The following is a 22,508-nucleotide window of genomic DNA, read 5'->3' as shown; positions in this document are numbered from 1 at the left end:
CATCTCCTCTTTCTATATCAATGCTTATCAGCTCAGGCCTGTCCCTGCCCGATGCCCGAGCGCCCGAACAGCGGCCTGAGGATCAACGCCATGTAGAACAACAGCGAGGCCACCAGCACGATCGCCGCGCCTGTGGGAACCGGCCAGGCGCTGGAGATCAGCAGCCCGGCCACGGTGCTCACCGTGGAGAGCGCCACGCTGAGCCAAAAGAACGAGCGCAGGTTGCGCGCCACGTTCTGCGCGCCGGCCGCCGGGACAACGATCAGCACCAGCACCAGCAGTGCGCCGATCAATTTGAGGCTGGCGACCACCACGGCGGTGAGCGCGGTGATGAACAGGTAATCGATCAGCAGCGGGTTGTGGCCGCGCGCCTTGGCCAGCACCGGGTTGAAGCTGACCAGCATCGTGCGGTTGAACAGCAGCAGCCCCAGGCCGCTTGCCAGCACACCGACGATCAGCAGCAGTAACAGGTCGATGTCGCGTAGGGTTATAAGGCTGCCAAAGAGGATTGCCTCGATTTGGTGGATGTTAAACTGTTTGGTCACCAGCACCAGCAGGACCACACCCAGGCCCAACACCTGGGCCAGCACCACGCCGATCACGGTGTCCACGGCGATGCGCGTGCGGTTGCGCACATAATTCATCAGCAGCGCCACGGCCAGGCAAAAACCGTAGAGGCCGAAGTAGGTGCCGTCCACAGATTCGCCGATCAGCAGACCCAGGGCGACCCCGCTCAGAGCGGCGTTGCCCACGGTCTGGGTGAAGAACGAGAGTTTTTTGGTTACCACCATCGTGCCCATGCCGCCGAGCAGCGGGCCGATCAGCAGTGCCGCGAGCATTCCGCGCACCATGAAAGCGTGTTCGAACGTCGAGGGCAGCCATCCCTCCCTAGCCCAGCCGGCGACCAACTCGTAGAACCAGTCCATCAATCCAGTTCCCGTTTGACCGGCGCGTCGTTGGCCCGACCCTCGATGCCGAACAGTAGGCCCAGGTGCTGAGGATCGCGCAGCCGCTCGGGTCCGCCGTCGTATGTCACCGTGCGGTTGATTGCGGTTACGTGATCCGCGATGCGCAAAATTTGCGCGATATCGTGGGCTACCATCAGGATCGTCACACCCTGCTCGCTACACAGCCGTGCCAGCCGATTCTCGAGCAGCCGCGCGCCGTGCTCGTCGATGCTGCTCGTCGGCTCGTCGAGCAGCAGCATCTCGGGCAGCGGTTCCAGCGCCTGGGCAAGCAGCACCCGCCGCAGCTCGCCGCCGGATAGTCCGCCGAGAAGACGATCGGCTAGGTGCGCGCACTCCATGCGCTCGAGCACCCGGGACACATGCATGCGCATCGTACTGTGACGGCAGATCATGCACGGCTTGCGGCGTAGGCTGATCATGATGAAATCGGCCACGGTGATCGGCAGCGAGCGGTCGAACTCGAGCAACTGCGGCACGTGACCGATCCAGCCGCCATCGTTGCTGTGAAAAACGATAGAACCGCGGTGCGGCATGCCGCCGAGGATGCTGCGGATCACCGTGGTCTTGCCCGCGCCGTTGGGGCCGATCAGCGCGTGAATCGAGCTGCGCTCGACCTTGAAGCTCACCCGGTCGAGAATTGTTTGCCCGCCGAGTTCGACGTTCAGGTCACGGATATCGAGAATCGCGGCCATCTTTCAACGCGCCTCGCTTAGCGCCTTGATGATCGAATCGAGGTTGGCCTGCATGTCGCGCTCGAACTTTTCGGGCGAGAACTCGCCGTGGGAGATGTGGCTGAGCTGGTAAATTCGGCAGCCGGTCTCCTGAAAGATTATATCCACGTACTTCTTGTCGTAGTCCAGCTCGGCAAAGAGGATGGTGATGCCCTTGCTTTTAATCTGCTCGATCGTGTCGGCCAGTTGGCGCGCCGAGGGCTCGATGCCGTGGCGCGGCTGGATTACCGCCGAGACATTCAGTCCCAGCTCCTGGAACAGGTAGGCGTAGCCGTCGTGGACCGTGGCCAGGGTCGTCCCCGCGGCGTCGATCTCGTTGATCTTGTCCAAGGCGTTGCCCAGCATGTTGCGCAGGCGGCGGTTGTAGGCCCGGGCGTTGGAGCGATAGTACGAGGCGTTGGGCGGGTCGAGGTTTCCCAGCTCGCGGGCGATGGTGTTTATCTGTTGGATCGCGCCAAGGATCGCGATGTACGAATGGCTGTTGTAGGCCGTGTGTTGACGAATTTGCGGCTTGCCGTCCACCAGCTCGTAGGTCTCGCGGAACACCGGGATCAGCGGCAGCCCCTGGTTGGGTCGGATCAGCGGCATGTCAGTGCGCCCCGCGGCCTGGATCATCTGTTCCAGGTATTGGTCGTGTCCCAGGCCGTTGAAGATCACCACGTCGAGGTTGGAGAGGTTGGCCAGATCCTCGGCCCGCGGTTGGTAGCTGTGCGGGTCGCTGTCCGGTGGAATCACCGTGCGCACCTCGGCGCGGTCACCGACAATGTTTAGCGCCCATGAGTAGTAGGGGTGCAGCGCCACGCCGATAATCAGTTTGTCGGCAGCAACCGCGGGCGCGGCTGTTGCGATCAGCAACATGGCAAGCAATGCGACGAACGTTCGCAGTCTCATTGCCCATTCTCCTGTTCGTTTTTCTCATCGTTCTGTTGATAGACCTGGTTGGCCTGCTCGACCTGCTCCTCTGTGGCGTTGAGCGAGCGGTCGTTGGGAGTGACGACCCACATCCATCCAGCCTCGGCCAGGCGTTCGCCGGGATAGAAGCGGTCGGGCTCGTCGTAAATCCAGATCTGCGAGCTGACGCGCATGTTCGGATCGTAGTCAATGCCCGGATGCGGGTGCGGGTGGTATTCAGCGTGCAGATCGATCAGCCGCAGTAAAAAGGTGCGGCCCTGGCCGGCCTCGGGAAGGGTGCCGATGTAGTCGACCCACGACTGGTTGTTGTAGTCGGTCCAAAGGTATCCCTGAAGCGTCGAGGGCAAAAAGCGCGGATCGAACGGCGGAATCGAATCCATGGCGAGCAGCGCTGCCTCAGGCCACTGCCCCTCGTCTTCGCGCAGGCCCTCGATCTCGCCCATGCTCGCCAGCAGGCTCTGGAACAGCGTACGCTCGGGGTTGCTCAGCACACTGTCCAGTTGCTGGTAGGGGCGCAGGTAGGTTTGTTGTTGCTCGCCGCCGAAGGCGCAGGCGCGCACCAGCATCAGCGCGATGATCGCAGCTAGGGCCAGCAGCACCAGCAGGGTCTCGCGCCGGCCGTTGGCCGGCCGGACCACGCGATCAACAGTGTGCCCCGCGCCCTGTGATCCACGGATCTGCGCGTTCACCATCAGAAATATTGGGCCTGCTGCCCGGTGTACGCCTCCTCGACGTTCCACTTCAGCCCGCCGAGGTATTCGCGGTCGATCCACATTTTGCGGTAGACCTCGTTCTGCATGTTGGCGTCGATGAATATTTTTTCGAACAGGGTCAGGTTTAGGTAATACGCCACTTGGCGCAAGAACTGGAAGTCGATCACCGGGTTGGAGATCCTTAGCGTCTGTGGTCCGAAATCGCGCACCGCTTGGTCCGCTGCAAGGTAGAAGATTCGCGCGGCCACGATTTTTTCGTCGAGGAATTGCGGCGCCAGCCCCAGCTTGTCGATCTCGTCGGCCAAGGCGTAGGCGCGTATTACCTGGGCGCAACGCGTTTTTTTAATGTTGTTCCAGTTCAGCTCGTCGGGCACCGGTCCGTAGACTGCCAGGAACTGTCCCATGGTCAGCTTGTGATCGCCCACGGTCAGCAGCACGGTGTCCGCCGCTACATCAAGAGAATCGACCTTGAGGTATTCGCGTGTGACGACCGTGTCCTTGAGCAGCTCGCGGCGATAGCCGACCCAGCGTTGCTTGCCCATGTTGCGCTGGACGCTGCCGACCTTGTTCGGATCTGCGTAGAATTTGGCGATCCCCAGCTTATCCTCGGCCGAGATCCCGCCTACGAATTGACGCAGGCCGTCCTTGGTCGGTTCCATCTGGCCTAAGCTGACCAAGTCCTCGAGGAACTCGGCCTTGATGTGGGCGTTGAACACGTCGAGTGCCGCCAGGGTCTGCGGATCGTCGGCCCGGCCCGCGCGCTGGGCCTTGCGTGCGTAATAGTAGAAAAGTCCAGCCAGCCCGGCCTGTTTGTCGATCCAGTCCGAGATCAGCTCTTTTGACTTGGGATGGTCCGGCCCGAGCACGATGATCCGCGGCATTACCTCGTTGATGTCGGCTGGGTAGTAACGCGAGAGCCCCTCGGCAATCCAGTAATGCAGCATGAAGTCGCGCTGCAGCAGGTCGGCGCGCATCTGGAACGCGGCAACCGCGCGGATGTAGGCCAGGAACTCGGCCCGCGAGATCTCGATCCCATCGATTTTGATCAGTGCGACGTCGGGGTCGGATATGGGCTGGGTCGGGGAGAGGATAAACTGCAGCTCGGGCTTGCCGTGTCCGCCGTGGGCCAATGCCGGCGGCGGCGCCATGGCCAGAGCCAGGAGCAGCGCTGTGGCCGAGACGTAGCAAATAGCGGTCTGGAATCTGGACATCACTCTCTCCATTGGTCGATTCTGTTGTTATCCAGTTTATTCACCTGATCTTTGCCGATCAGACCGCCGAATTTGCTGATCTATCTCATATTTTCGCGGATTGCGGCATATTACCGAAAAGGATGTCGCAACGAGCGGCACTATAGCACAGTAATTAAAATCGTGCTCCCAAGCGAAGGCTGCGATTTCCTCTCACAGACCTTCGCAACAGCACTGCGGCGCGGTGCTTTTAGGACTGGCGCGGCTCAATTGAATTGACTAAAGATTCGCTGCCAGGCGCTGCTACTGGGCCTGCCGCAGCTTGGGAGAATCGAACCACAGGCCGGTGAGCTTGTGGTCGTCCACGCCGCGACGGAAGACCACCCGCACCATCACCGGATCCTCAAGGGTAAAGCTGCAAGCGTACTGCACAACGATGAAGCCCTCCTCGGTGATCGTCACGCTGTGACGGCGCTTGATCAGGTAGGTGCCGATCAGCTCGCGGTTGGTCTGGTCGACCACTGCGAGCTTGTCCGGCGGCAACGCGGCGAGCATGGTCGCATCGAAGTCGCGTACCGCCCGCTGATAGTCGCCCTCGCGCAAAGCGCCGAGGATGTTTTCGGCCACCGGATCGGCGATGTCGTAAATCCGGTCCACGGCATTCTCGATAATTCCCGCGGACGCGGGCGCTGCCAACGCCGCGACCAGAACGGCCGCCAATACGTACAGAGCCGCATGTCTCATCGTCACCCCCCTCATTCCCGGAACCCAGGACGGGGGTCCGGATTATTCGAAGATCTTTTCGGCTTCCGCCTCGGCATCTTCCTCAATGGCGTCGATTTCCACGTTGCGGGTCTTGCCGGCGTTTTGCAGTAGTTCCTTATAGTACTCGTGCTGGATCAGCAGGCTCATGATCTCGTTGGTCCCGGTCCAGATCATCGAAAGTCGGCTGTCGCGCAGCAGCCGCTCCACCGGGAAGACGTGGGTGTAGCCGATGCCGCCCATCACCTGCATCGCGTCGTTGATCGTGTCCCAGGCCGCGGTGGTCGCCACCTTTTTGGCCTCGGAGACCATCCGCCGGGCGTCGAGCTCGGCGTCGATGGTGCGCGCCGCCACGTAGGTCAGGGCGCGCGCCGCGTCGATTCGCGCCACCGAGTCGGCGACCTTAAAGCTCACCGCCTGGAATTTGCGGATGAAGCGGCCAAAGGCCTTGCGCTTGTTGCTGTAACGCGCCGCCACCTCCAGCGCGGCGCGACCCGCACCGATCGCTCCGGCGGCCGAAGTCATTCGTTCGGGGAGCATCATGCGGTTGAAGATCATCCCGCCGCCGCCCTGCGGCCCGACCAGGCAGTCGGCGGGAATGCGCACGTCCTCGAACACAATGCGGCCCGTGCCGCCGCCACGGCAGCCCATCAGGCCGTAGAGGTGCTCGACCTTAACCCCGTGATCGCGTTCGACGATGAACAGCGAGAGCGAGAGGTGCGGCTCGGCCTCGGGGTCGCTCTTGGCGTAGATCAGAAAGTAGTCGGCCCCCTCGGCTCCGACCACGAAGCGCTTTTGGCCGTTGAGCACCCACTCGTTGCCGTCCTTGACCGCGCGGGTGGTCGCGCCGAAGAAGTCCGATCCGCCGCGCGGCTCGGTCAGCCCCTCGGCCGAGGTCAGCCGACCCTCGCAGGTGGGCTTGAGGAACTTGCGTTTCTGCTCATCGGTGCCAAAGGTGTTCAGCGCCTCGCCCACGATGCTCGGCATCGAGTAGTGGCAGCCCAGGGTGTTGCCCAACACGCCGACCTCCTCGATCGCCGCGCACTCGCCGACCCAGCTCAGGCCGCGTCCGCCGTACTCGGTCGGAAAACGCAGGCCCAGCAGCTTGCGTCGACCCGCCTCCTCCACGAACTCGCGGGCAAAGCGGATCTGCTCGCTCTCCATCTTGCGGATCATCTGCGGATCGACCGCCTTGACGAACTCGCGCGCCTCGTCGCGGACCGCGCGCTCCTCGGGGCTCAGCAACACGTCGAACATCGTCGGTTCCTCTCTGTGGGATTCAAAACAAACCTATGACGCCGGGCCTGTCGCGGTCAAGCTAGCCGGCAGTGGCGTTGGATTGCTCGGCCCAGCGGCAGCGAAAGCAGCATGGTCAGCCCGCCGCAGATCGCGATCGTCAGCGGCGCGCCGATCAGGTGGGCCGACGTGCCTGCGGCCAGGCCGCCGAAGGGGACCACGCCGAGGAAGACCATTGCGTAGGCGCTCATCAGCCTGCCGCGCAGCTTGTCGGGCACCACGCTTTGCAAATAGGTGTTGGTCGAGGCGGTGACCATCATCAGGCACATCCCCACCCCGAGCATCATTGCCATCGACAGCGCAAAGCTGCGGCTCAGGCCGAACCCGGTCAGGCCGAAGCCCATCAGCAGCGCGGCCAGTGCGATCATCCGCGGCAGCCGGCGCGCGTCGGGCTGCCCGGCGAGCACAAATGCGCCGATCAGCGCGCCGACTCCGGCGGCGGCCATCAAAAGTCCCAGGCCTTGGGAGCCGCGCATCAGCACGTCCTGGGCCATGATCGGCATCAGCACCACGTAGGGCATGCCGAAGAAGCTCACCGCGGCCACGGCCAGCAGCGGATAGAGCACGCACTTGGTGTCGCGTACGTAGCGCAGCCCGGCAAACATCTCACGGCGGAATCCGCTCCAGGGTCCGGGCGCGGCGCGCGGTACGCGCATCATCAGCAGTCCGGCGAGCACCGCCAAGTACGACAGACAGTTGACCAGGAAGCACAGTCCCTCGCCGATCGCCGCCACCAGCACTCCGGCCAGCGCCGGTCCGACGATCCGCGCGGCGTTGACCGCCGTGGAGTTCAGCGCGATCGCCGAGCCCAGGTCGGAGGGGCCGACCATCTCGCCGATGAACGCCTGGCGCGAGGGCATGTCCAGCGAGTAGATCAGCCCCAGCAGCGTGGAGAGCACCAGCACCTCGGTGATGGTGATGCGGCCGCTGAGCGTCAGCCAAGCCATTACTCCGGCCTGGAGCATGGCCAGCAACTGGGTGCCGATCACCAGGCTGCGCTTGGGCAGCCGATCGGCGACCACGCCCGCGGGAATCGAGAGGAAGAACATCGGCGCGCGTTGTAAGAAGCTGGTAAGCCCCAACAGCAGCGCCGAATCGGTAAGTCGATAGACCAGCCACGATTGGGCGACCATCTGCATCCAGGTGCCGGTGAGCGAAACTACCTGGCCGGACCAGAACAAACGGAAGTTGCGGTTGCCCAGGGCGCGGAACGCGCCGCTGAGCGTAAAACGGCCGTTACCCGATGTTCCCGCCGACGTCATGCCGCAGAATCTGTCAGATCGGCGCGATGCTTGTAAAGGGGCGCGGCTCTCGCAGGCTGTCTCGCGGACTCTGATCATGTAAACTTACGTGTTCGAAGTCGAGTCTTGATCAGCAGCAGGGAAAGATCATGGAGATTATCCTCGCCCGGACCGCGGGCTTCTGCATGGGAGTGCGCCGCGCCGTGGACATGGTGCTCGAGGCGGTCCGGCCCGGCGCCGGGCAGATGGCCACTGTCGGTCCGCTGGTGCATAACCCGCAGGTGGTCGAGCTGCTCGAACTGCGCAACGTTTTGTGCGCGGCGGACGCGGCGCAGATCCAGGGTGGCACCGCGGTGATCCGCAGTCACGGCATCGGACCGCGGCAAGAGCAGGAACTGCGAGAGCGCGGGTTGCGGATCCTCGACGCCACCTGTCCCAAGGTCAAGGCAGTGCACAAGGTGATCGCCAAGCAGGCGGCCGAGGGAAAGCACGTGATCATCCTCGGGGACCGCGACCACCCTGAGGTGCGGGCGCTGCTGGGCTATGCCGGCGGGCGCGGCCTGGTGATCGGCGGGCCGCAGGAGCTGCCCGACCCGCTGCCCGAGCCGGTCTGCCTGGTGGCTCAGACTACCCAGGACCCCGAGTTGTTCCGCGAGGTGGTGGATCGCGCCCGCGAGCTGGCAACCGGCGAGCCCGAGGTGCGCAACACGATCTGCGACGCCACGCGCGCGCGGCAGAAGGAAGTACGCGAGTTGGCCGCCAAGGTCGACCTGCTGTTGGTGGTCGGCGGCAGCAACAGCGGCAACACCTCGCGGCTGACGCAGATCGGCCGGGGGATCGTGCGCACCGTGCAAATCGAACAGCCGCAGCAGGTCGACGAGCTGGACCTGGAGGGCGTGCAACGGCTGGGAATTACCGCGGGCGCAAGCACGCCCTCGTGGGTTATCGAACAGGTGGTCCAGCGCCTGGGCGAACGCGCGGCCTACGCCGAGGCCACGGGCCTGCGGCGGCTGAGCCTGTATCTTTTCGCCGGGCTGCGCGGCCTGGTGCTCGCCGGATTATCATCCGCCCTGGCCGCGGCCGCGCTGGCCGCGTTCTTCCTGCTCGCCGTCGACCGTGCGCTGTATCTGCCGGCGTTGTTGGTCCCGGCGCTGTTCGTGATGTTCATCCATCTGCTCAACCGCCTGACCGACTTTGCCGCGGACCGCTACCGCGACGAGCCCCAACGCCAACGCTTCATGAGGCGCTACCGGCTGGCGTTGTGGCCGCTGTGTCTGGCCGCGGGAGTCGGCTCGGCATTTGCGGCAACGGCGCTGGGCGCGGTCCCGGCGCTGATCGTGCTCGTCTCGGCGTTGCTCGGGTTCGTCTACTCGGTGCCGCTGCTTCCAAAAGTGGCGGCAACGCGACTGGGCGCCGCGCGGCTCAAGGACCTGGCCGCGAGCAAGAACGTCTCGGTCGCTTTGGGCTGGACGATCATCACCGCCGGGCCCATTGCCTGGTACGCGCGCCCCGCGGCCGCACCCTGCCTGGCCGCGACTCTGGCGCTGCTTGCCGCGACCTGGCTGCGCTCGCTGCTGTTCGATTTGGCCGACTTCGCCTCGGATCGGCTCGCAGGCCGCGAGAGCGTGCCGACGATCTTCGGCATCGACGCCAGCGTGCGCGCCGCGCGACTGGCCGCCCTGGGCCTGGGCCTGTGGCTGATCTGTTGCGCGCTGCTGGGTTGGCTGCCCTGGGCCGCGGGGCTGATCGGCGCGTTGGTCGGAATCGAGGCGCTGCTGATGCGCTTACCGCGCAAGGTCAACGGAATCTGGACCCAGGCGTTGATTGAGGCCCACTTCCTCCTGGCCGTGTTGCTGATGGCGATCGTCCAATGAGCGACGATCTCACCCCGCGGCTCGATACGGCCCTGAGTCGTATTATCGAGTACGGCCGGCGGTTGGAGGTCGACGAGCTGACGCGCCACCGGCGCAGCATTCACATCGGCTCGGCTCTGGGCGCGGCGCAGTACGTGCAAATCGCGCGCGAGCTGGCCGCGCAGCTGCCGCCGGGCGCGAGCGTGCTCGACTGGGGATCGGGCTGGGGACACAACAGCTTTTTGCTCGACGCGGCCGGGCTCAAGGTCACGAGCTTCGACGTGCGGCCGACTTACTATCAAGCCTGGCCCTGGCTGTTCGGTGATCAAAGCACGCGTCCCCTAATCGGCGGAGCCGACGATTCCGCGCTGCCGTTCGCCGATGGCTCGTTCGACGCGGTGCTCAGCTGCGGCGTGCTCGAGCACGTGCCCGACGACATGGCCTCCCTTGACGAGATCCAACGCATTCTGCGTCCCGGCGGCCTGCTGGCGATCTACCATCTGCCCAACCGTCTGTCGTGGACCGAGGCGCTGGGGCGGCTGCTGGGCCGCATTGCCCACGAGCGGCTATACTCGCGGCGCGGGGTGGGGCGGCTGTTGCGAGAACATGGTTTTAAGGTGGAGTTGGTGGAGTCTTATCACTGGCTGCCGCGCAACCTGCCCACGCGCCTGGGGCTGGGGCGCGAGCCGGGAGTGATCGTGCGGGCCTACCTGGGGCTCGACCGTTTGCTGACGAGCCTCTGGCCGCTGAAATTGCTGAGCACTGCGTTGCGCGTCAACGCGCGAAAGGAGACGCGCAGTTGATCAAACTGACTGTTGATGGTTCCTGCGAAGGAGTGCGGCTCGACGCCTACCTGGCCGCGGCGATCAACGATCTGAGCCGTAATCACGCCCGTGAATTGATCGAGGGCGGCGAGGTGTTGCTCAACGGCCGTCCGTGCAAGGTCAAGGGCGCGTTGCTTGATCCGGGCGACGTGGTGGAGCTCGATCCACCGGTCCTGGACATGGCGGTCGACCCCGAACCCGACATGCCGTTGCGCGTGGCGTTCGAGGACGAGTTCTTCGTGGCGGTGGACAAGCCGCCGTTCCAGCACGTGCATCCGCTCAAACCCGGCGAGCGCGGGACTCTGGCCGGCACGATTTTGGCGCGCTACCCCGAGATGTCCGGCGTGGGCTTCGGCCCCGAGCAGCCGGGATTGGTCAACCGTATCGATTTTCATACCTCGGGCCTGGTGCTCGCGGCGCGCGATCAGCAGACCTTCGAGGCCTTCCGCACGCTGTTTTCGTACAAGCGGATTGCCAAGTCGTACCTGGCGCTGGTGCGCGGTGAGCCCGAGAACACGCGGCTGACCTGGCCGATCAGCTCGGCCGTGGGACGCGGCAACCAGCGGGTGCGGGTACTGCGCGACCCGCAGGAGGCGCCGCGCGTTGCGCTCGAGGCGCGTACCGACGTCTACGTGATCGAGAGCTTCGTCAGTGCGGCCCTTGTCTTGGCCGTGATGCGCACCGGAGTGCGGCACCAGGTGCGCGCGCATCTTGCCAACGCCGGTTGGCCGATCGTCGGCGACCCGCTCTACGGCGAGAGCCGCGGCGCACCGCGCACGATGCTTCACGCCGCGGGACTTGAGTTCGACCATCCGCGCTCGGGCGTACCGCTCGAGATTCGCTGCCCGACCCCCGAGGATTTCGAGGCGCTCAAGCATGCGATGGTCGGAGCGGCTCAACCATGATTCGCGAACAGGGGCCTAAGCGCGAGCGGCCTGCGCCGTTACCGGGAATACGCTTGCTGTACTGCGATGACGATCTGGTGGTCGCCGACAAGGACGCCGGACTGCTCAGCGATCCGGGACGCGATAAGCTCGAGGGCACGCTGCTGGACCTGATCGAGATCGAGCTGGGTTATGAGGTGCTGCCGGTGCACCGGCTCGAGCGCTGGACGTCGGGAGTGACGATCGTCGCGCGCCATGAGCAGGCACGCAGTTTTCTCGAGCGGCAGTTCCAGGAGCAACAGGTCGGCGAGCTCTACCTAGCCATCGTCAGCGGCGCGCCGCCCGCGGCCGCGACCATCGACCTGCCGTTGCGCGCCATGAAAGCGCGCGGGAGCGTGGATGTCCGGACCCAGATGATCTGTTTGGAACGCTTTGCGCGCCACGCAATGGTCGCCTGCCGGACCAACGGAGCAAATCAGACCCAGGTGCGGGAGCATTTGGCGGCAGCGGGTTTCACTTTGCTGGGCGACGCGGCCAACAGCGGCGAACGCGAACTGCTGCTCAGCTCGATCAAGCGCGGCTACCGCAGTAAGTCCGAACGGCCCGAGCGGCCGCTGATCAGCCGTCAGGCGCTACACTGCGCGCGACTCGAGATTAAGTTGCCCGCAAGCGATCTGCCGCAAGCGTTCGAGGCGCCACAGGCAGCCGACTTCGCCCTGGCGCTGAAGATGCTGCGCAAGTATTCAGCCTAAAGTAAAACGATCTTGTCGCGGCCGCGGCGCACGTTGCGCGTGGCGTTGCGCGTGTCCAGCACCAGCTGCGAGTTGCGCACGATCGAGTTGTAGTTAAAGCGCGAGTGGTCGGCTACGATCAACGTCAGGTCGGCTGAAGACAGCTCCTGCGGCGTTAGCCGCACCGACTCCAGCTCGACCTCGCCCAAATCGAGGCTTTTGACGAAAGGATCGTGATACGCGACCAGCGTGCCGCGTTGGGCCAACAGCTTGATAATGTCCAGGGCCGGGGATTCGCGGGTGTCGGACACGTCGCGTTTGTAGCTCGTGCCCAGCACCAGCACCCGGCTGCCGTTCAGCGGCTTACGCCGCGCGTTGAGCAGGTCGGCCAAGCGCTCGACCACGTAGCGCGGCATCGAGGAGTTGACCTCGCCCGCCAGCTCGATAAAGCGCGCGGTGTAGTTCAGCGAGCGCAGTTTCCAGCTCAGATAGTGCGGGTCGATGGGAATGCAGTGGCCGCCCAGGCCCGGTCCGGGGTAGAAGGGCATGAAGCCGAAGGGCTTGGTCGCCGCGGCGTCGATTACTTCCCAGACGTCGATCCCCAGCCGGTCGCACATCAGCGCGGTCTCGTTGGCCAGGCCGATGTTCACAGCGCGGAATGTGTTTTCCAAAAGCTTGACCATCTCGGCCGCGCGCGTCGAGCTGACCGGGATAACCTTCTCGACCGCCGCGCCGTACAGCGCGCATGCGACCTGGGTGCAGCGCGGGGTCACGCCGCCGATGATCTTGGGCGTGTTGCTGGTGTTGTATTGTTGGTTGCCTGGGTCCACGCGCTCGGGCGAGAACGCCAGATGGAAGTCCTTGCCGCAGACCAGGCCCGAGCTTTCGAGCACCGGCTGCAGGATCTCGTCGGTGGTGCCCGGGTAGGTCGTGGACTCGAGCACCACCAGCTTGCCCGGGCTGAAGCGCAGGGCGATCTCCTCCACCGCGGCCACCACGTAGCTCACGTCCGGGTCCTTGGTTTTGCGCAGCGGGGTCGGCACGCAGATGCTGATCGCGTCGATCTGGGCCAGCTCTTCAAAGTCGCCGGTGGCGCGCAGCAGGCCGTCGCGTTTGAGCCGCAGCACATCGGCGCTGGGCACGTCCTGGATCTGCGAGCGTCCGCGGTTGATCGACTCGATGCGGTCGGGGTCCACGTCGAAGCAGGTGGTGTCGAACCCGGCCTTGGCAAACTCCACGGCCAGCGGCAGGCCGACGTATCCGGCTCCAATCACGCCCACGCGGGCCTGGCGGTTCTCAATTTTTTTCAGCAGGTTCATCGGGCCCTCCTCGCCCTTTCGTACCACAGGTAGAGCAACAGCCCGCCCGCAATCAGCGGCGCGAGCAGCCGGCGCAGCAGGCGCTTGGGGCCGCCGGTCGGACCCACGGATCCCAGCAACGTTGCGAGCAATCCGGCAAGTCCGAGGTCAGCGGGACGCGCGTGGCGATCGTAAAGCGCGATCCGCGGCGGGTTGAGATAGAACGGCAGCAGCCGCAGTTTCCAATAGCCCGGGTCGCGCACGCCGCTGAACGCTATCAGATCAAAGCGCTCGGAGCGCAGCTCGCGCGCGAACTGCCCATGTCCGCCCGCGGGATTGTCCAGTCCGCGCACGCCCTGGGGCAGGCGCACGTGCTCGCGCATCCCGCGCTGTAGCAGCACGCTCAGATCGGCCCCGGGCCAGCGTTTGCGCGCGTCAACGATCACGTACTCGAGCAGGTTGGGGTTGCAGGTCTGCACGATCAGCACCCGCCCCGGGTCGTCGGTCTGTGCGCCGCGCGAGAGCAGGAACCTCATCGGTCCTCCTCCAGCAGCCGCGCGTAGGCCGCCTCGAGCTTATCGCCGACTCGCTCCCAGGCGTAGACCCGTTCGACCAGCTCGCGGCCGTTGCGACGCAGTCGCAGGGCCAGCGCTTCGTCGGTCAGCAGCCGCACGCAGGCCTGGGCGAAGTCTGCGGTGTTGTCGGCGATAAGTAAATTTTCGCCGTGCTCGATTGCCAGCCCCTCGGCCCCGAGGGTTGTGCTGACCACCGGTAGGCCCGAACTTTGCGCCTCGAGAATTTTCAGTCTGGTGCCCGAGCCGCGGGTGATCGGCGCGACAAAGCACGCGGCGCGTTGGTAGCGCGGCGCCAGGTCGGGCACGAATCCCGCGACCTCGATCCCCTCGTCGGCTGAGCAGCGCGCGATCGACTCCGGCGGATTGGGTCCGCAGATCGCCAGCCGTGCATCGGGTACGCGCTTGCGCACTTCGGGGAAGATCTCGCGCGCCATCCACAACGCGGCGTCCAGGTTCGGCGCGTGACGGAAGTTGCCCACGAACAGCAGCTCCGGGCCGTCGGGCTCGCGCGGCAAAAGCTTGAAGTCCTCGACGTCCACGCCGTTGGGCGCGACCTCGATCGGCGTTTCCTTCACGTACTGCGCCAGCACGTCGCGGTCGTGTTCGCTCATCGCCAGCAGCAAATCGTAGCGTCGGCACCAGCGCAGCTCGTAGCGGAACATCCGCAGCCACTCGTAAAAGCCCAGCAGCCGTTTGCCCAATGCGCGTTGCGCGCGTGCTGCGCGCAGATAGCTGACGAAGTACAGATCGATCTCGGTCAACACGGTCTTGACCCGCGGATCTTGCGGCATGAAGTGCGCCAGGATCGTGTACTCCATCTGCACAATGCGGTAGTCGCCGCGGGCCAGCACACGCTGGATCAACCGCGCGAACTCGTCACTGTAGAACTCTTGTACGCTGGCCGGATCGCTCCAGCTGATGCGGTCGGGTTGACCGCGCAGCATGAAGTGCACCTCGTCGCAGATCTCGAGCAGCTTGTCGCGCGAGTCGCGCTCATGCTCGTGCTCGATCATCGAGACCAGCCCGATGGGATGGTGCTTGGCCACCTGGCGCATCACGTTGTACATCCGCACTGCGCCGCCGTGGGTTGGCGGAAAGGGGCAGTAGGGCGAGATGAACAAGATCGGCGCGCCGCTTTTATCGCTGCGATGGGGCGACTTTGCCAAACGTGCGCAACGCTCGCGGAACGCCAGGGGGTTCGAGCTGATTTGCAGCACCGTATCGTCGCTTACAACCGCCGCCTTGCACTCGAGGGTTCGACCGGCGCAGATCTGCGGCAAGTCTTTAAGCGCGCCGATCAGCGCACGCAGGCTCACGCCCTGTCCCGGAGAGCTGCGGCCGTAAAGCGTGCGGGCCGCGGACCACGGCAGCCACAGGCAGTGGCGCAGCAGCTCGCCACGGCCGGTGATGTCGCGCCAGGTGAAACGCAAATAGTTGAGGCTGAACACGTCGAACAGACGCGCACGGCTGTAGTGTTTGCCGATGGTGCCGCGATGTTTGTGCACCACCGCGCTTTGGGGCAGGTAGAGCACGCGGAATCCGCGTTTCCACGCGCGATACGACAGGTCGAGATCCTCGACGTAGAACGGCTCGTAGAGCGCGTCGAACCCGCCCAGCGCCTGGAACTTGGCCTTGCAATAGCCGCTGGAACCGCCGCCGGCGTAGAGCGCGGGCGCAACGTCGCTTTGGTTGTCGAACAGGTGCCGCAGTTGCAGCAGGCCGCGATGCCAATGCGCAACAGTCAGGCCCGACTCCTCGCTGCGTCGCGCTGCGCCGTCGCGCTGCTCAAAGCTGATGCGGCTGGTGGCGGCGAACAGCTCGCGATCCTCGAACGCTTGCCAGGTCGGCTCGAGGAATCCGGGCTCGACCCGCATGTCGTTGTTCAGCATGTAGACGATGCCGAAGCGCGCGGCCTCGACCCCGGCGTTGCAACCGCCGCCGAACCCCAGGTTGCGATCCAAACGCAGCACGCGCACCTGCGGCAAGTGCTGCTCAACCCACTGGGCCGTGCCGTCGTCGCTGCCGTTGTCCACCAAAATCAGCTCGACCTCGAACGCATAGCCCGCGATGTCCTGCGCCACGCCCGGTAGATATTCGCGCACCAGGTCCAGGCCGTTCCAGGTGGGGACGATCACGCTGATCCCGTCGCGCTGCGGCTCGATGGGCTGCGCGGGCGCGATGGGCCCCGTGGGCTTGGGCTGAGCACTTCCGGCCAGGCGTAGGCGCAGCCAGACGTATAGCGCCAGCGGCGTCAGCCCGATTGCCAGCAGCAGCCGCGGTACGAGCAGCACCAGCGCCAGCGCGCCAAGCGGCACGGCCAGAACCAGGCCTAAAGCAACTGCGGTCAGCCGCGTTGCGAACTTGAGCACGGTCAGCGTGCCGCGTGCCCAGGGGGCGAGCTTTTGGTGCAGTCGGTAGCCCAGGGTTTGGCGCACGCGCTCGATCTCGGCGCTCTGGTGCGCGATGCGCAGCTTGGCCCGCGACAGCTCGCGCTCATTGCGCTTGAGGTCTTGATCCAGGCCTTGGGCCCATTGGTTGGAGCGGCCGACCTCGTCCTGTAGCTCGACGATCCGCTCGTCGCGCTGCTCGATCTGCGCATCGCGCGTCTTGAGGTGGCTTAGCAGTTCGTCGAGGTTGCCAAAATACGGCGCGCGCGCCAGCAGCGGCTTGATTTTGGGCAGCTTGCGCGAGGAGCAGACCGCCACGAAGTACAGCGGCTCCAGATCGCTTTGCTTAAGGTCGAGGCGCTCGATGCGCGGCTGTGCATCGCCCTTAATCGGCAGCACCGCGTGGCCTGCGAAGCGCGACTGTCCCAGCAGTTCGACGTGTTGAAACGCGCCGTGCAGCAACTTGTCGAACTGCTTGCGGTTGAGCTCTTTGACGTGGAACGGATTGTCGTGTTCCTCGTAGCTGGGGGCCGCGACGTTGGGCGTGGAGACTACGAACAGTCCGCCGGGCACCAGGGTGCGCGCCGCTGCCTGGACCAGCTCGCGTTGCTGCAGCAGGTGTTCGATGACCTCGAAGCAGACCACCAGGTCGAAGCTCTGTGGTTCGATCTCGGGGTTCGCGGCGTCGCCGATTTCAAAGCGCAGGTTATCGGCGCTGTAATTTTGGCGCGCGTACTCCACGGCCTCGGATGCGACGTCCAGGCCCAGAACGCTCTGTGCGCCGGATTGGAGCAATAGCTGCGCGCCGTACCCTGCGCCGCAGCCCAGGTCGAGCACGCGGCGGCCCTTGGCCAGGCCCGCGGCAAAGATGTAGCGCGCCAGATGCTCGCGCTCCAGGTCGCGGTCCGGCGTCTTGCCTGGGACCAGCCGTTCTCCGGTGAACTCCATGGGCTCAGATATTACAGCGCCGCGGCGTTGGTTACACCCCTTTGTCAGCGTTACGCTCCATCTTGCCGCTTGAGAAGCCCTCGAGGTCGAGGCTGACAAAGGAAAAGCCATGGCCGCGCAGGGCAGTCACGATGGCGCGCCGCAGCTTGGGATCCAGGGCCCGGCTGAGTTGATCTTCGCAAAGCTCGATGCGCGCGCTATCGCCGTGGTGTCGCACGCGGAACTCTGTAAACCCCATCCGGGCCAGGTCCTGCTCGCAGGCCTCCACCCGACGCAGACCCTCGCGGGTGATCGGCATGCCGTGGGCAAAGCGCGTGGCCAGGCAGGTTGATGAAGGCCGGACCCAGTCGTTTAGCCCCAACTTGGCTAAGGCGCGCCGTACATCGGACTTGTCCAGGCCCGCGTCGAGCAGTGGCGTTTGTATGCAAAGCTCGCGGATTGCGGCCAGGCCCGGACGGTGCTCGGAGAGCTCCTGGGCGTTGGTCCCCTCGCACACGTGCTCCAGTTCCAGCCGGTCGGCCATCTCGCGGCAGAGGCGCAGCATCTCGTGTTTGCAAAAAAAGCAGCGATCCGGCGGGTTGCGCACGAACGCCTCGTGGTGCAGCGGATCGAACTCGATTAGCTCGTGGCGCAGGCCAAGGCGGCGGCACAAACCTTGGGCGCGCTCGACCTCGTGCTGCGCAAACAATGGTCCCACGGCGGTTGCCGCTGCAGCACTCTCTCCAAGCTCATCCGCGGCCAGGGCAGCGAGCAGCGCTGAGTCCGCGCCGCCGGAGAGCGCAATCAGGGCCGAGCCCAGTCCGCGGATCTGCTCACGCAGGGCAACGATCCGGCCCGCGGGGTTACGCATTAGAGGCTTTCGATGAACGCCTCGAGCCGGGTGACGGTCTGGGCTTCGCTGAACAGCCGCATGTCGCACATGTCGCCCTCGATCACCAGACTGGGCTTGCCCGTGCGCTCGCTGACCAGCTTGGCCAGCTCGTATTGGCCCAGGGTGTAGGCTTTGCACGAGCGGTTGGAGTGGAACACCAGGCCGTCCACGTCGAACTGTTTGATCCAGTTCTCGAGCATTCTGATGCGCACCTCCATCCCGCGGTTGATGTACGGGAAGAGGTAGGTGTCGGCCATCGGTTGCCAGGGGTCGTCCACGAGCATGGTGTCCGCGCCGATATCCCAGCTCGAGGTGTAGGTGCAGACCACGAACACCGCGCTCAGGCTGTTGGTCAGCTCGGCCAGCCCCTTGGTCCAGAACCAGATCGGCAGGTTGTCCCACAGCAGCCGGTGCTTTTCTTGGGGGACCGTGCCGATCCCCTTGTCGATGCGGTCCTGCAGCTCGTCGCGCAGCATGGTGTAGTAGTCCAGACACTTCTGCGTGCCGCGCAGAGTGACGATCGGCGCCATGTGAAAGAAGCTGTCGATGGAGCTCATGGGCGCGGGCTTGTGTTGGCAGAGGTTGAGGCACTCCTGCCACACGCGGGTCGCCTGTTCGGAGAGCCGCAGCACGTCGATGAAGTGCTCCATGTCGAACTCGCGCCCGAGAAGCTTGGCAATGGCGTAGGCCTGCTGTTCGAGCTGGCCGGCCACGTAGCTGCGGTGCGCCGGGGTGATCTCGTCGGGCACGAAGGGCGTGTTGATCCAGAACACCGGCGCGTCGTACTTGCGCCCCTGGACCTCGTACCACTTGACCACTGTGGAGCAGATGTTGTCGCAGCAGTAGAGGAAGTCCGGCTTGGGCAGTCCGGCGATGGGGCTGTTGCCGGTTGCGGCCTGGCCCACGTCGGCGCGGAAGTACGAGCAGAGGTCCGGCGAGTAGCCCATGCCCTCGGCCACCTCGCTGAGTTCGACGCCCATGCGGGTCACGCCGATCATCGCGCCGTGGTTCTCGGGGTAGATCGGGATCACGTCCATGGCGATCAAGGTCTCGACCGGCGAGCCGGAGGTGACCCAGGCCACCTTCTGGTTGTTGTACTCGGCGTTCTTGGCCTCGAGATAGTAGATGCCCATCAGCTCTTTGAGCTTGCGCGTCGCCTCGATCCGCGGGATTGCTGCTTTGTCGTTCATCAGAGGCTCTCCAGAAATGCTTGCATGCGGGTTGTTGTGGCCTCGATTGCGTCGCTGCCCAGGTCGATCTCGAGCAACGTGCTGGGTACTCCGGCCTCTTTGAGCGCGCCGGAGAGCCAGGGGTAGTCGAAAGCCTCGGGGTCGCAGAATTTGAGGCGCGAGAAGATCACGCCCTCGGCTGCGCAGGCTTTGGTTTGCTCGACCAACTCCGCCGCGCGATCGCGCTGCGAGTCGTGAATCGTGCAGCACGCACGGCGTCCCAGCTGCCGTGCGGCCAGCGCCACGATCGGGTCGCCGTTCTGGTCGACGTCCGGGTCGATGCTGCGGCGGCCGATGCCCAGATCGTCGTCTACAATCCGCGCGCCCAGCTCGTCGTAGAGCGCGATCACCGGCCGCGGCCCGAGCACCATGCCCGAGACCAGCACCGGCTTGGCATCGAGGGCCGGGCTGCGCTGCTCGGCCTGGGCGGCCGCGGCTGCGGCCAGCTCGATAAAGGCGTCGAAGGGCAGCAGGTTGTACAGCACGTAGACCGCGTTGCGCTCGGTTGCGCTGAGCAGCCCGCGCCCCGCCAGATCGAGCAGCCCTCTGGCCGCGGCGCGCGCCGTGTTGCCCAAGGCGATCGAGCGCGCCAACGACTCGTCGTCGAGAGTGGCGCCCGTGGCCTTATGCAGCGCGGCGATGAACTCGCGGATTTGGGCCGCGATGAACTCGCCCGCGCCCGTGGCGCTGGTGATCTTGGGCATCACCACGTGGCCGACAAACATCTTGGGGAAACGCGAGGCCCAGATACTCTCGGAGTTTTGCACCGTGTCGCAGGTCGAGGGGAACACAGCCCCGCTGACCCCTTCCAGGCCGCCGGACAGTCCCAGCTCGAACAGCCCGACCATCAACGAGCAGATCGTCGGCTGTAAAAACGCGCCGGACTCGTCCAACGGCAGGGCAGCGCCCCAGATCTCGGCTGGGATGAAGCCCGCGGCGTCGAGCACCTCGCGTGGGAAGTACAGCGGCACGATGAGCATCGCCGGCCGACCGCTGCTTTTTCTGTAGTCGGCCAGCGTGGCCGCGGGATCGGCGGCCAGTTCGACCATTCTCTGGATCTGTTCGCTCATAAGCTCCTCACTCGCCCGGATGATTGCCTGATAACCATCATCAAAGATCCGGGTCCTAGTTGTACATCTCGTCGATGAGTTCAGAGTACCTTTCGATTATCTTACGGCGTTTGAGTTTCAGTGTCGGCGTCAGGGTCCCGTCTTCGATCGAGAATTGACCGGGCAGTATATGGAAGCGCTTGATTTGCTCGAAGCGCGGCAGGGTCAAGTTGGCCTTCTCGACGCAGTGGTCGATCAAGACTTTGATCGACGGGTTATTGAGCAGCGTAGCGAAGTCGTCGGCCTGGATTTGCTGCTCGTGGGCGAAGCTTTGGATGCGTTCCTCGTCCACGGTGAGCAGCGCCACCAGGTAGGGCCGCCTGTCGCCGTAGGCCAGCGCCTCGGTGATGTACGGCTCGGACTTCAACGCGTTCTCGATTGCCACGGGGGCTATGTTCTTGCCGCCGGCGGTGATGATCAAGTGCTTTTTACGGTCGGTGATGATCAGGTTGCCGTCGGCGTCGATGACGCCGATGTCTCCGGTGTGCAGCCAGCCTTTATCGTCGAGCGCCTCGGCCGTGTCCTTGGGATTGTTCCAGTAGCCTTTGAACACGTTGGCGCCGCGGATCAGCACCTCGCTGTCGTCGGCCAGCTTGATCTCGTTGCAGCTCAGCGGCTTGCCCACCGTGCCGATCGCCGGGTCCTCGGGAGTGGTGATCGCCGCCGGAGCCGAGCACTCGGTCATGCCAAAGCCCTGCAACAGGGTCACGCCGAGGCTGAAATAGAATTCGATGATCTCCTGGGACAACGGAGCGGCCGCGGAGAGCGCAAAGCGCAGCCTGCCGCCCAGCTTCTGGGCCAGCCGGGTGAATACCAACTTGTCGGCCAGGGCGTAGCGCAGCTTGAGCTGGTAGGGCAACGGCAGCCGTTTGAGGCGATAGGGCAGCGCCTCGCGCCCCACGCTAAGTGCCCACTCGAAAAGTTTGCGGCGAGCCGTCCCGCTTTGCTCGACCGAGTTGCGGATCGAGTCGTAGATCTTCTCAAACACCCGCGGCACTCCAACCATCACGGTCGGCTGCACGGTGATGATGTCGTCGCGCAAGGTCTCGAAGCTCTCGGCGATCGCGGTGACGCCGCCGGCGTAGAGCCCGAGGAGCATCCCGCCGATCCGCTCGTAGGCGTGCGCCAGCGGCAGGTACTCGATCGATACGTCGCGCTCGGAGATGATGTTTAGCTCCTCGATGGCGCGGCAGACCGACAGGGCGTTGTTGTGGGAGATCATCGCCCCCTTGGGACGGCCGGTAGTGCCCGAGGTGTAGATGATCGTGAACAGGTCGTCGGGCTTGCCGCGCTTGAGCAGGTCGCCAAATCCGCCCGGATCGGCCTCGCGCAGTTGCGCTCCCTTGGCGCGTAGCTGATCGAGCGACAGCACGTCGGCTCCGAGCTGCACGCCCTCGGGATCCAACAGTACAATTTGGAGCAGCTCCGGACATTGGGCACGTACCTGCACGACCTTTTCGTACTGGGTCCAGTCCTCGCAAAATACGACTTTGGCGCCGCAGTCGCGCAGGATGAATCCCACCTCTTCGGCCAGCAGCGTGGGGTAGATCCCCACGGCGATGCCGGCCAGGCTCTGGGTGCCCAGGTCCGCGAAATGCCACTCGATGCGCGTGTTGGAGAGTATCGCAGTGCGCTGGCCCTCCTCGAGACCCAGCGCCTCGAGCCCCCGTGCGACGTCGGCGATCGCCTCGCCGTATTGGTTCCAGGATAGATCGTGGAACACCCCGCCGCGGCGATGGCGCACGGCCAAACGATCGCCCTGCCGTGCCACGCGGCCGAACACCATACGGGGAATGGTAAGCTGTTCCATTTTAATAAATCCCCATCTTATGGTGAAAAATCAATCCTAGTTGTGCGGTAGTGGTAATGCAAGACAACAGTTTTTACGCCCAGATCGATAATTGACAGCTTGGCCGACCGGCCATAGGATTGCAGCTTGTCGGCCTCGTCCGTATTCCGAGGAACCGACCGGCCGCTCGCTAGGGT

19 protein-coding genes are annotated in these 22,508 nt (G+C 64.7%); 4 read left to right on the top strand and 15 right to left on the bottom strand.

Features of this window, described 5'->3' with window-relative positions; genetic code table 11:
* Positions 1-32: 32 nt before the first annotated feature.
* From P9M14_11495 to P9M14_11460, 8 genes are all read right to left on the bottom strand, one after another.
* Positions 33-926, bottom strand: a complete 894-nt coding sequence (locus tag P9M14_11495) for a metal ABC transporter permease (GenBank protein ID MDP8256364.1) — start codon at positions 924-926, stop codon at positions 33-35.
* Positions 926-1,660, bottom strand: a complete 735-nt coding sequence (locus P9M14_11490; GenBank protein MDP8256363.1) for an ATP-binding cassette domain-containing protein — start codon at positions 1,658-1,660, stop codon at positions 926-928. Before P9M14_11490 ends, P9M14_11495 begins: the two co-directional genes overlap by 1 nt.
* 3 nt (positions 1,661-1,663) lie before the next feature.
* Positions 1,664-2,590 (bottom strand): zinc ABC transporter substrate-binding protein, encoded by a 927-nt coding sequence (locus P9M14_11485; protein MDP8256362.1) that lies wholly within the window; start codon positions 2,588-2,590, stop codon positions 1,664-1,666.
* Entirely contained in the window at positions 2,587-3,303 is a 717-nt protein-coding gene (locus P9M14_11480) for a hypothetical protein (protein MDP8256361.1), read from the bottom strand. Before P9M14_11480 ends, P9M14_11485 begins: the two co-directional genes overlap by 4 nt.
* Positions 3,303-4,535 (bottom strand): hypothetical protein, encoded by a 1,233-nt coding sequence (locus P9M14_11475; protein MDP8256360.1) that lies wholly within the window; start codon positions 4,533-4,535, stop codon positions 3,303-3,305. The genes P9M14_11480 and P9M14_11475 overlap by 1 nt, the downstream gene beginning before the upstream one ends.
* A 282-nt stretch (positions 4,536-4,817) precedes the next feature.
* On the bottom strand, positions 4,818-5,258 hold the full coding sequence (locus P9M14_11470; GenBank protein MDP8256359.1) for a DUF3887 domain-containing protein: 441 nt from the start codon (positions 5,256-5,258) through the stop codon (positions 4,818-4,820).
* 42 nt (positions 5,259-5,300) lie between these two features.
* The gene (locus P9M14_11465; protein ID MDP8256358.1) at positions 5,301-6,533 is read right to left on the bottom strand and encodes an acyl-CoA dehydrogenase family protein; all 1,233 of its coding nucleotides are present in this window, start codon (positions 6,531-6,533) and stop codon (positions 5,301-5,303) included.
* A gap of 56 nt (positions 6,534-6,589) precedes the next feature.
* Positions 6,590-7,834 (bottom strand): MFS transporter, encoded by a 1,245-nt coding sequence (locus P9M14_11460; GenBank protein MDP8256357.1) that lies wholly within the window; start codon positions 7,832-7,834, stop codon positions 6,590-6,592.
* 128 nt (positions 7,835-7,962) lie between these two features.
* Between P9M14_11460 and ispH the strand changes: the two genes are divergently transcribed.
* Genes ispH through P9M14_11440 form a run of 4 tightly spaced genes read left to right on the top strand, consistent with a single transcriptional unit; the run spans position 7,963 to position 12,126 of the window.
* On the top strand, positions 7,963-9,687 hold the full coding sequence (gene ispH / locus P9M14_11455) for a 4-hydroxy-3-methylbut-2-enyl diphosphate reductase (GenBank protein MDP8256356.1): 1,725 nt from the start codon (positions 7,963-7,965) through the stop codon (positions 9,685-9,687).
* Entirely contained in the window at positions 9,684-10,469 is a 786-nt protein-coding gene (locus P9M14_11450) for a class I SAM-dependent methyltransferase (GenBank protein ID MDP8256355.1), read from the top strand. The genes ispH and P9M14_11450 overlap by 4 nt, the downstream gene beginning before the upstream one ends.
* Entirely contained in the window at positions 10,466-11,395 is a 930-nt protein-coding gene (locus P9M14_11445) for an RluA family pseudouridine synthase (protein ID MDP8256354.1), read from the top strand. Before P9M14_11450 ends, P9M14_11445 begins: the two co-directional genes overlap by 4 nt.
* Complete coding sequence (locus tag P9M14_11440; protein MDP8256353.1) at positions 11,392-12,126, top strand: RNA pseudouridine synthase; 735 nt, start codon at positions 11,392-11,394, stop codon at positions 12,124-12,126. The genes P9M14_11445 and P9M14_11440 overlap by 4 nt, the downstream gene beginning before the upstream one ends.
* On the opposite strand, the gene P9M14_11435 is transcribed toward P9M14_11440, so the two are convergent.
* Genes P9M14_11435 through P9M14_11405 form a run of 7 tightly spaced genes read right to left on the bottom strand, consistent with a single transcriptional unit; the run spans position 12,123 to position 22,332 of the window.
* Positions 12,123-13,424, bottom strand: a complete 1,302-nt coding sequence (locus P9M14_11435; GenBank protein MDP8256352.1) for a nucleotide sugar dehydrogenase — start codon at positions 13,422-13,424, stop codon at positions 12,123-12,125. The genes P9M14_11440 and P9M14_11435 overlap by 4 nt on opposite strands.
* Complete coding sequence (locus P9M14_11430; GenBank protein MDP8256351.1) at positions 13,421-13,939, bottom strand: hypothetical protein; 519 nt, start codon at positions 13,937-13,939, stop codon at positions 13,421-13,423. Before P9M14_11430 ends, P9M14_11435 begins: the two co-directional genes overlap by 4 nt.
* Positions 13,936-17,313, bottom strand: coding sequence for a glycosyltransferase (locus P9M14_11425; protein ID MDP8256350.1), 3,378 nt, complete (start codon positions 17,311-17,313; stop codon positions 13,936-13,938). Before P9M14_11425 ends, P9M14_11430 begins: the two co-directional genes overlap by 4 nt.
* Positions 17,314-17,344: 31 nt before the next feature.
* Positions 17,345-18,163 (bottom strand): ATP-dependent sacrificial sulfur transferase LarE, encoded by an 819-nt coding sequence (gene larE, locus P9M14_11420; GenBank protein MDP8256349.1) that lies wholly within the window; start codon positions 18,161-18,163, stop codon positions 17,345-17,347.
* On the bottom strand, positions 18,163-19,374 hold the full coding sequence (locus tag P9M14_11415; protein ID MDP8256348.1) for a 2-hydroxyacyl-CoA dehydratase family protein: 1,212 nt from the start codon (positions 19,372-19,374) through the stop codon (positions 18,163-18,165). The genes larE and P9M14_11415 overlap by 1 nt, the downstream gene beginning before the upstream one ends.
* Positions 19,374-20,483, bottom strand: a complete 1,110-nt coding sequence (locus tag P9M14_11410; GenBank protein MDP8256347.1) for a 2-hydroxyacyl-CoA dehydratase family protein — start codon at positions 20,481-20,483, stop codon at positions 19,374-19,376. The genes P9M14_11415 and P9M14_11410 overlap by 1 nt, the downstream gene beginning before the upstream one ends.
* Positions 20,484-20,538: 55 nt before the next feature.
* Positions 20,539-22,332: a long-chain fatty acid--CoA ligase gene (locus P9M14_11405; GenBank protein ID MDP8256346.1), complete on the bottom strand. Its 1,794-nt coding sequence runs from the start codon at positions 22,330-22,332 to the stop codon at positions 20,539-20,541.
* Positions 22,333-22,508: the final 176 nt, after the last annotated feature.

The organism is Candidatus Alcyoniella australis (assembly GCA_030765605.1).
GTDB classification, from domain to species: Bacteria; Lernaellota; Lernaellaia; order JAVCCG01; family Alcyoniellaceae; genus Alcyoniella; species Alcyoniella australis.
This window is presented reverse-complemented; position numbering and strand designations above follow the sequence as displayed.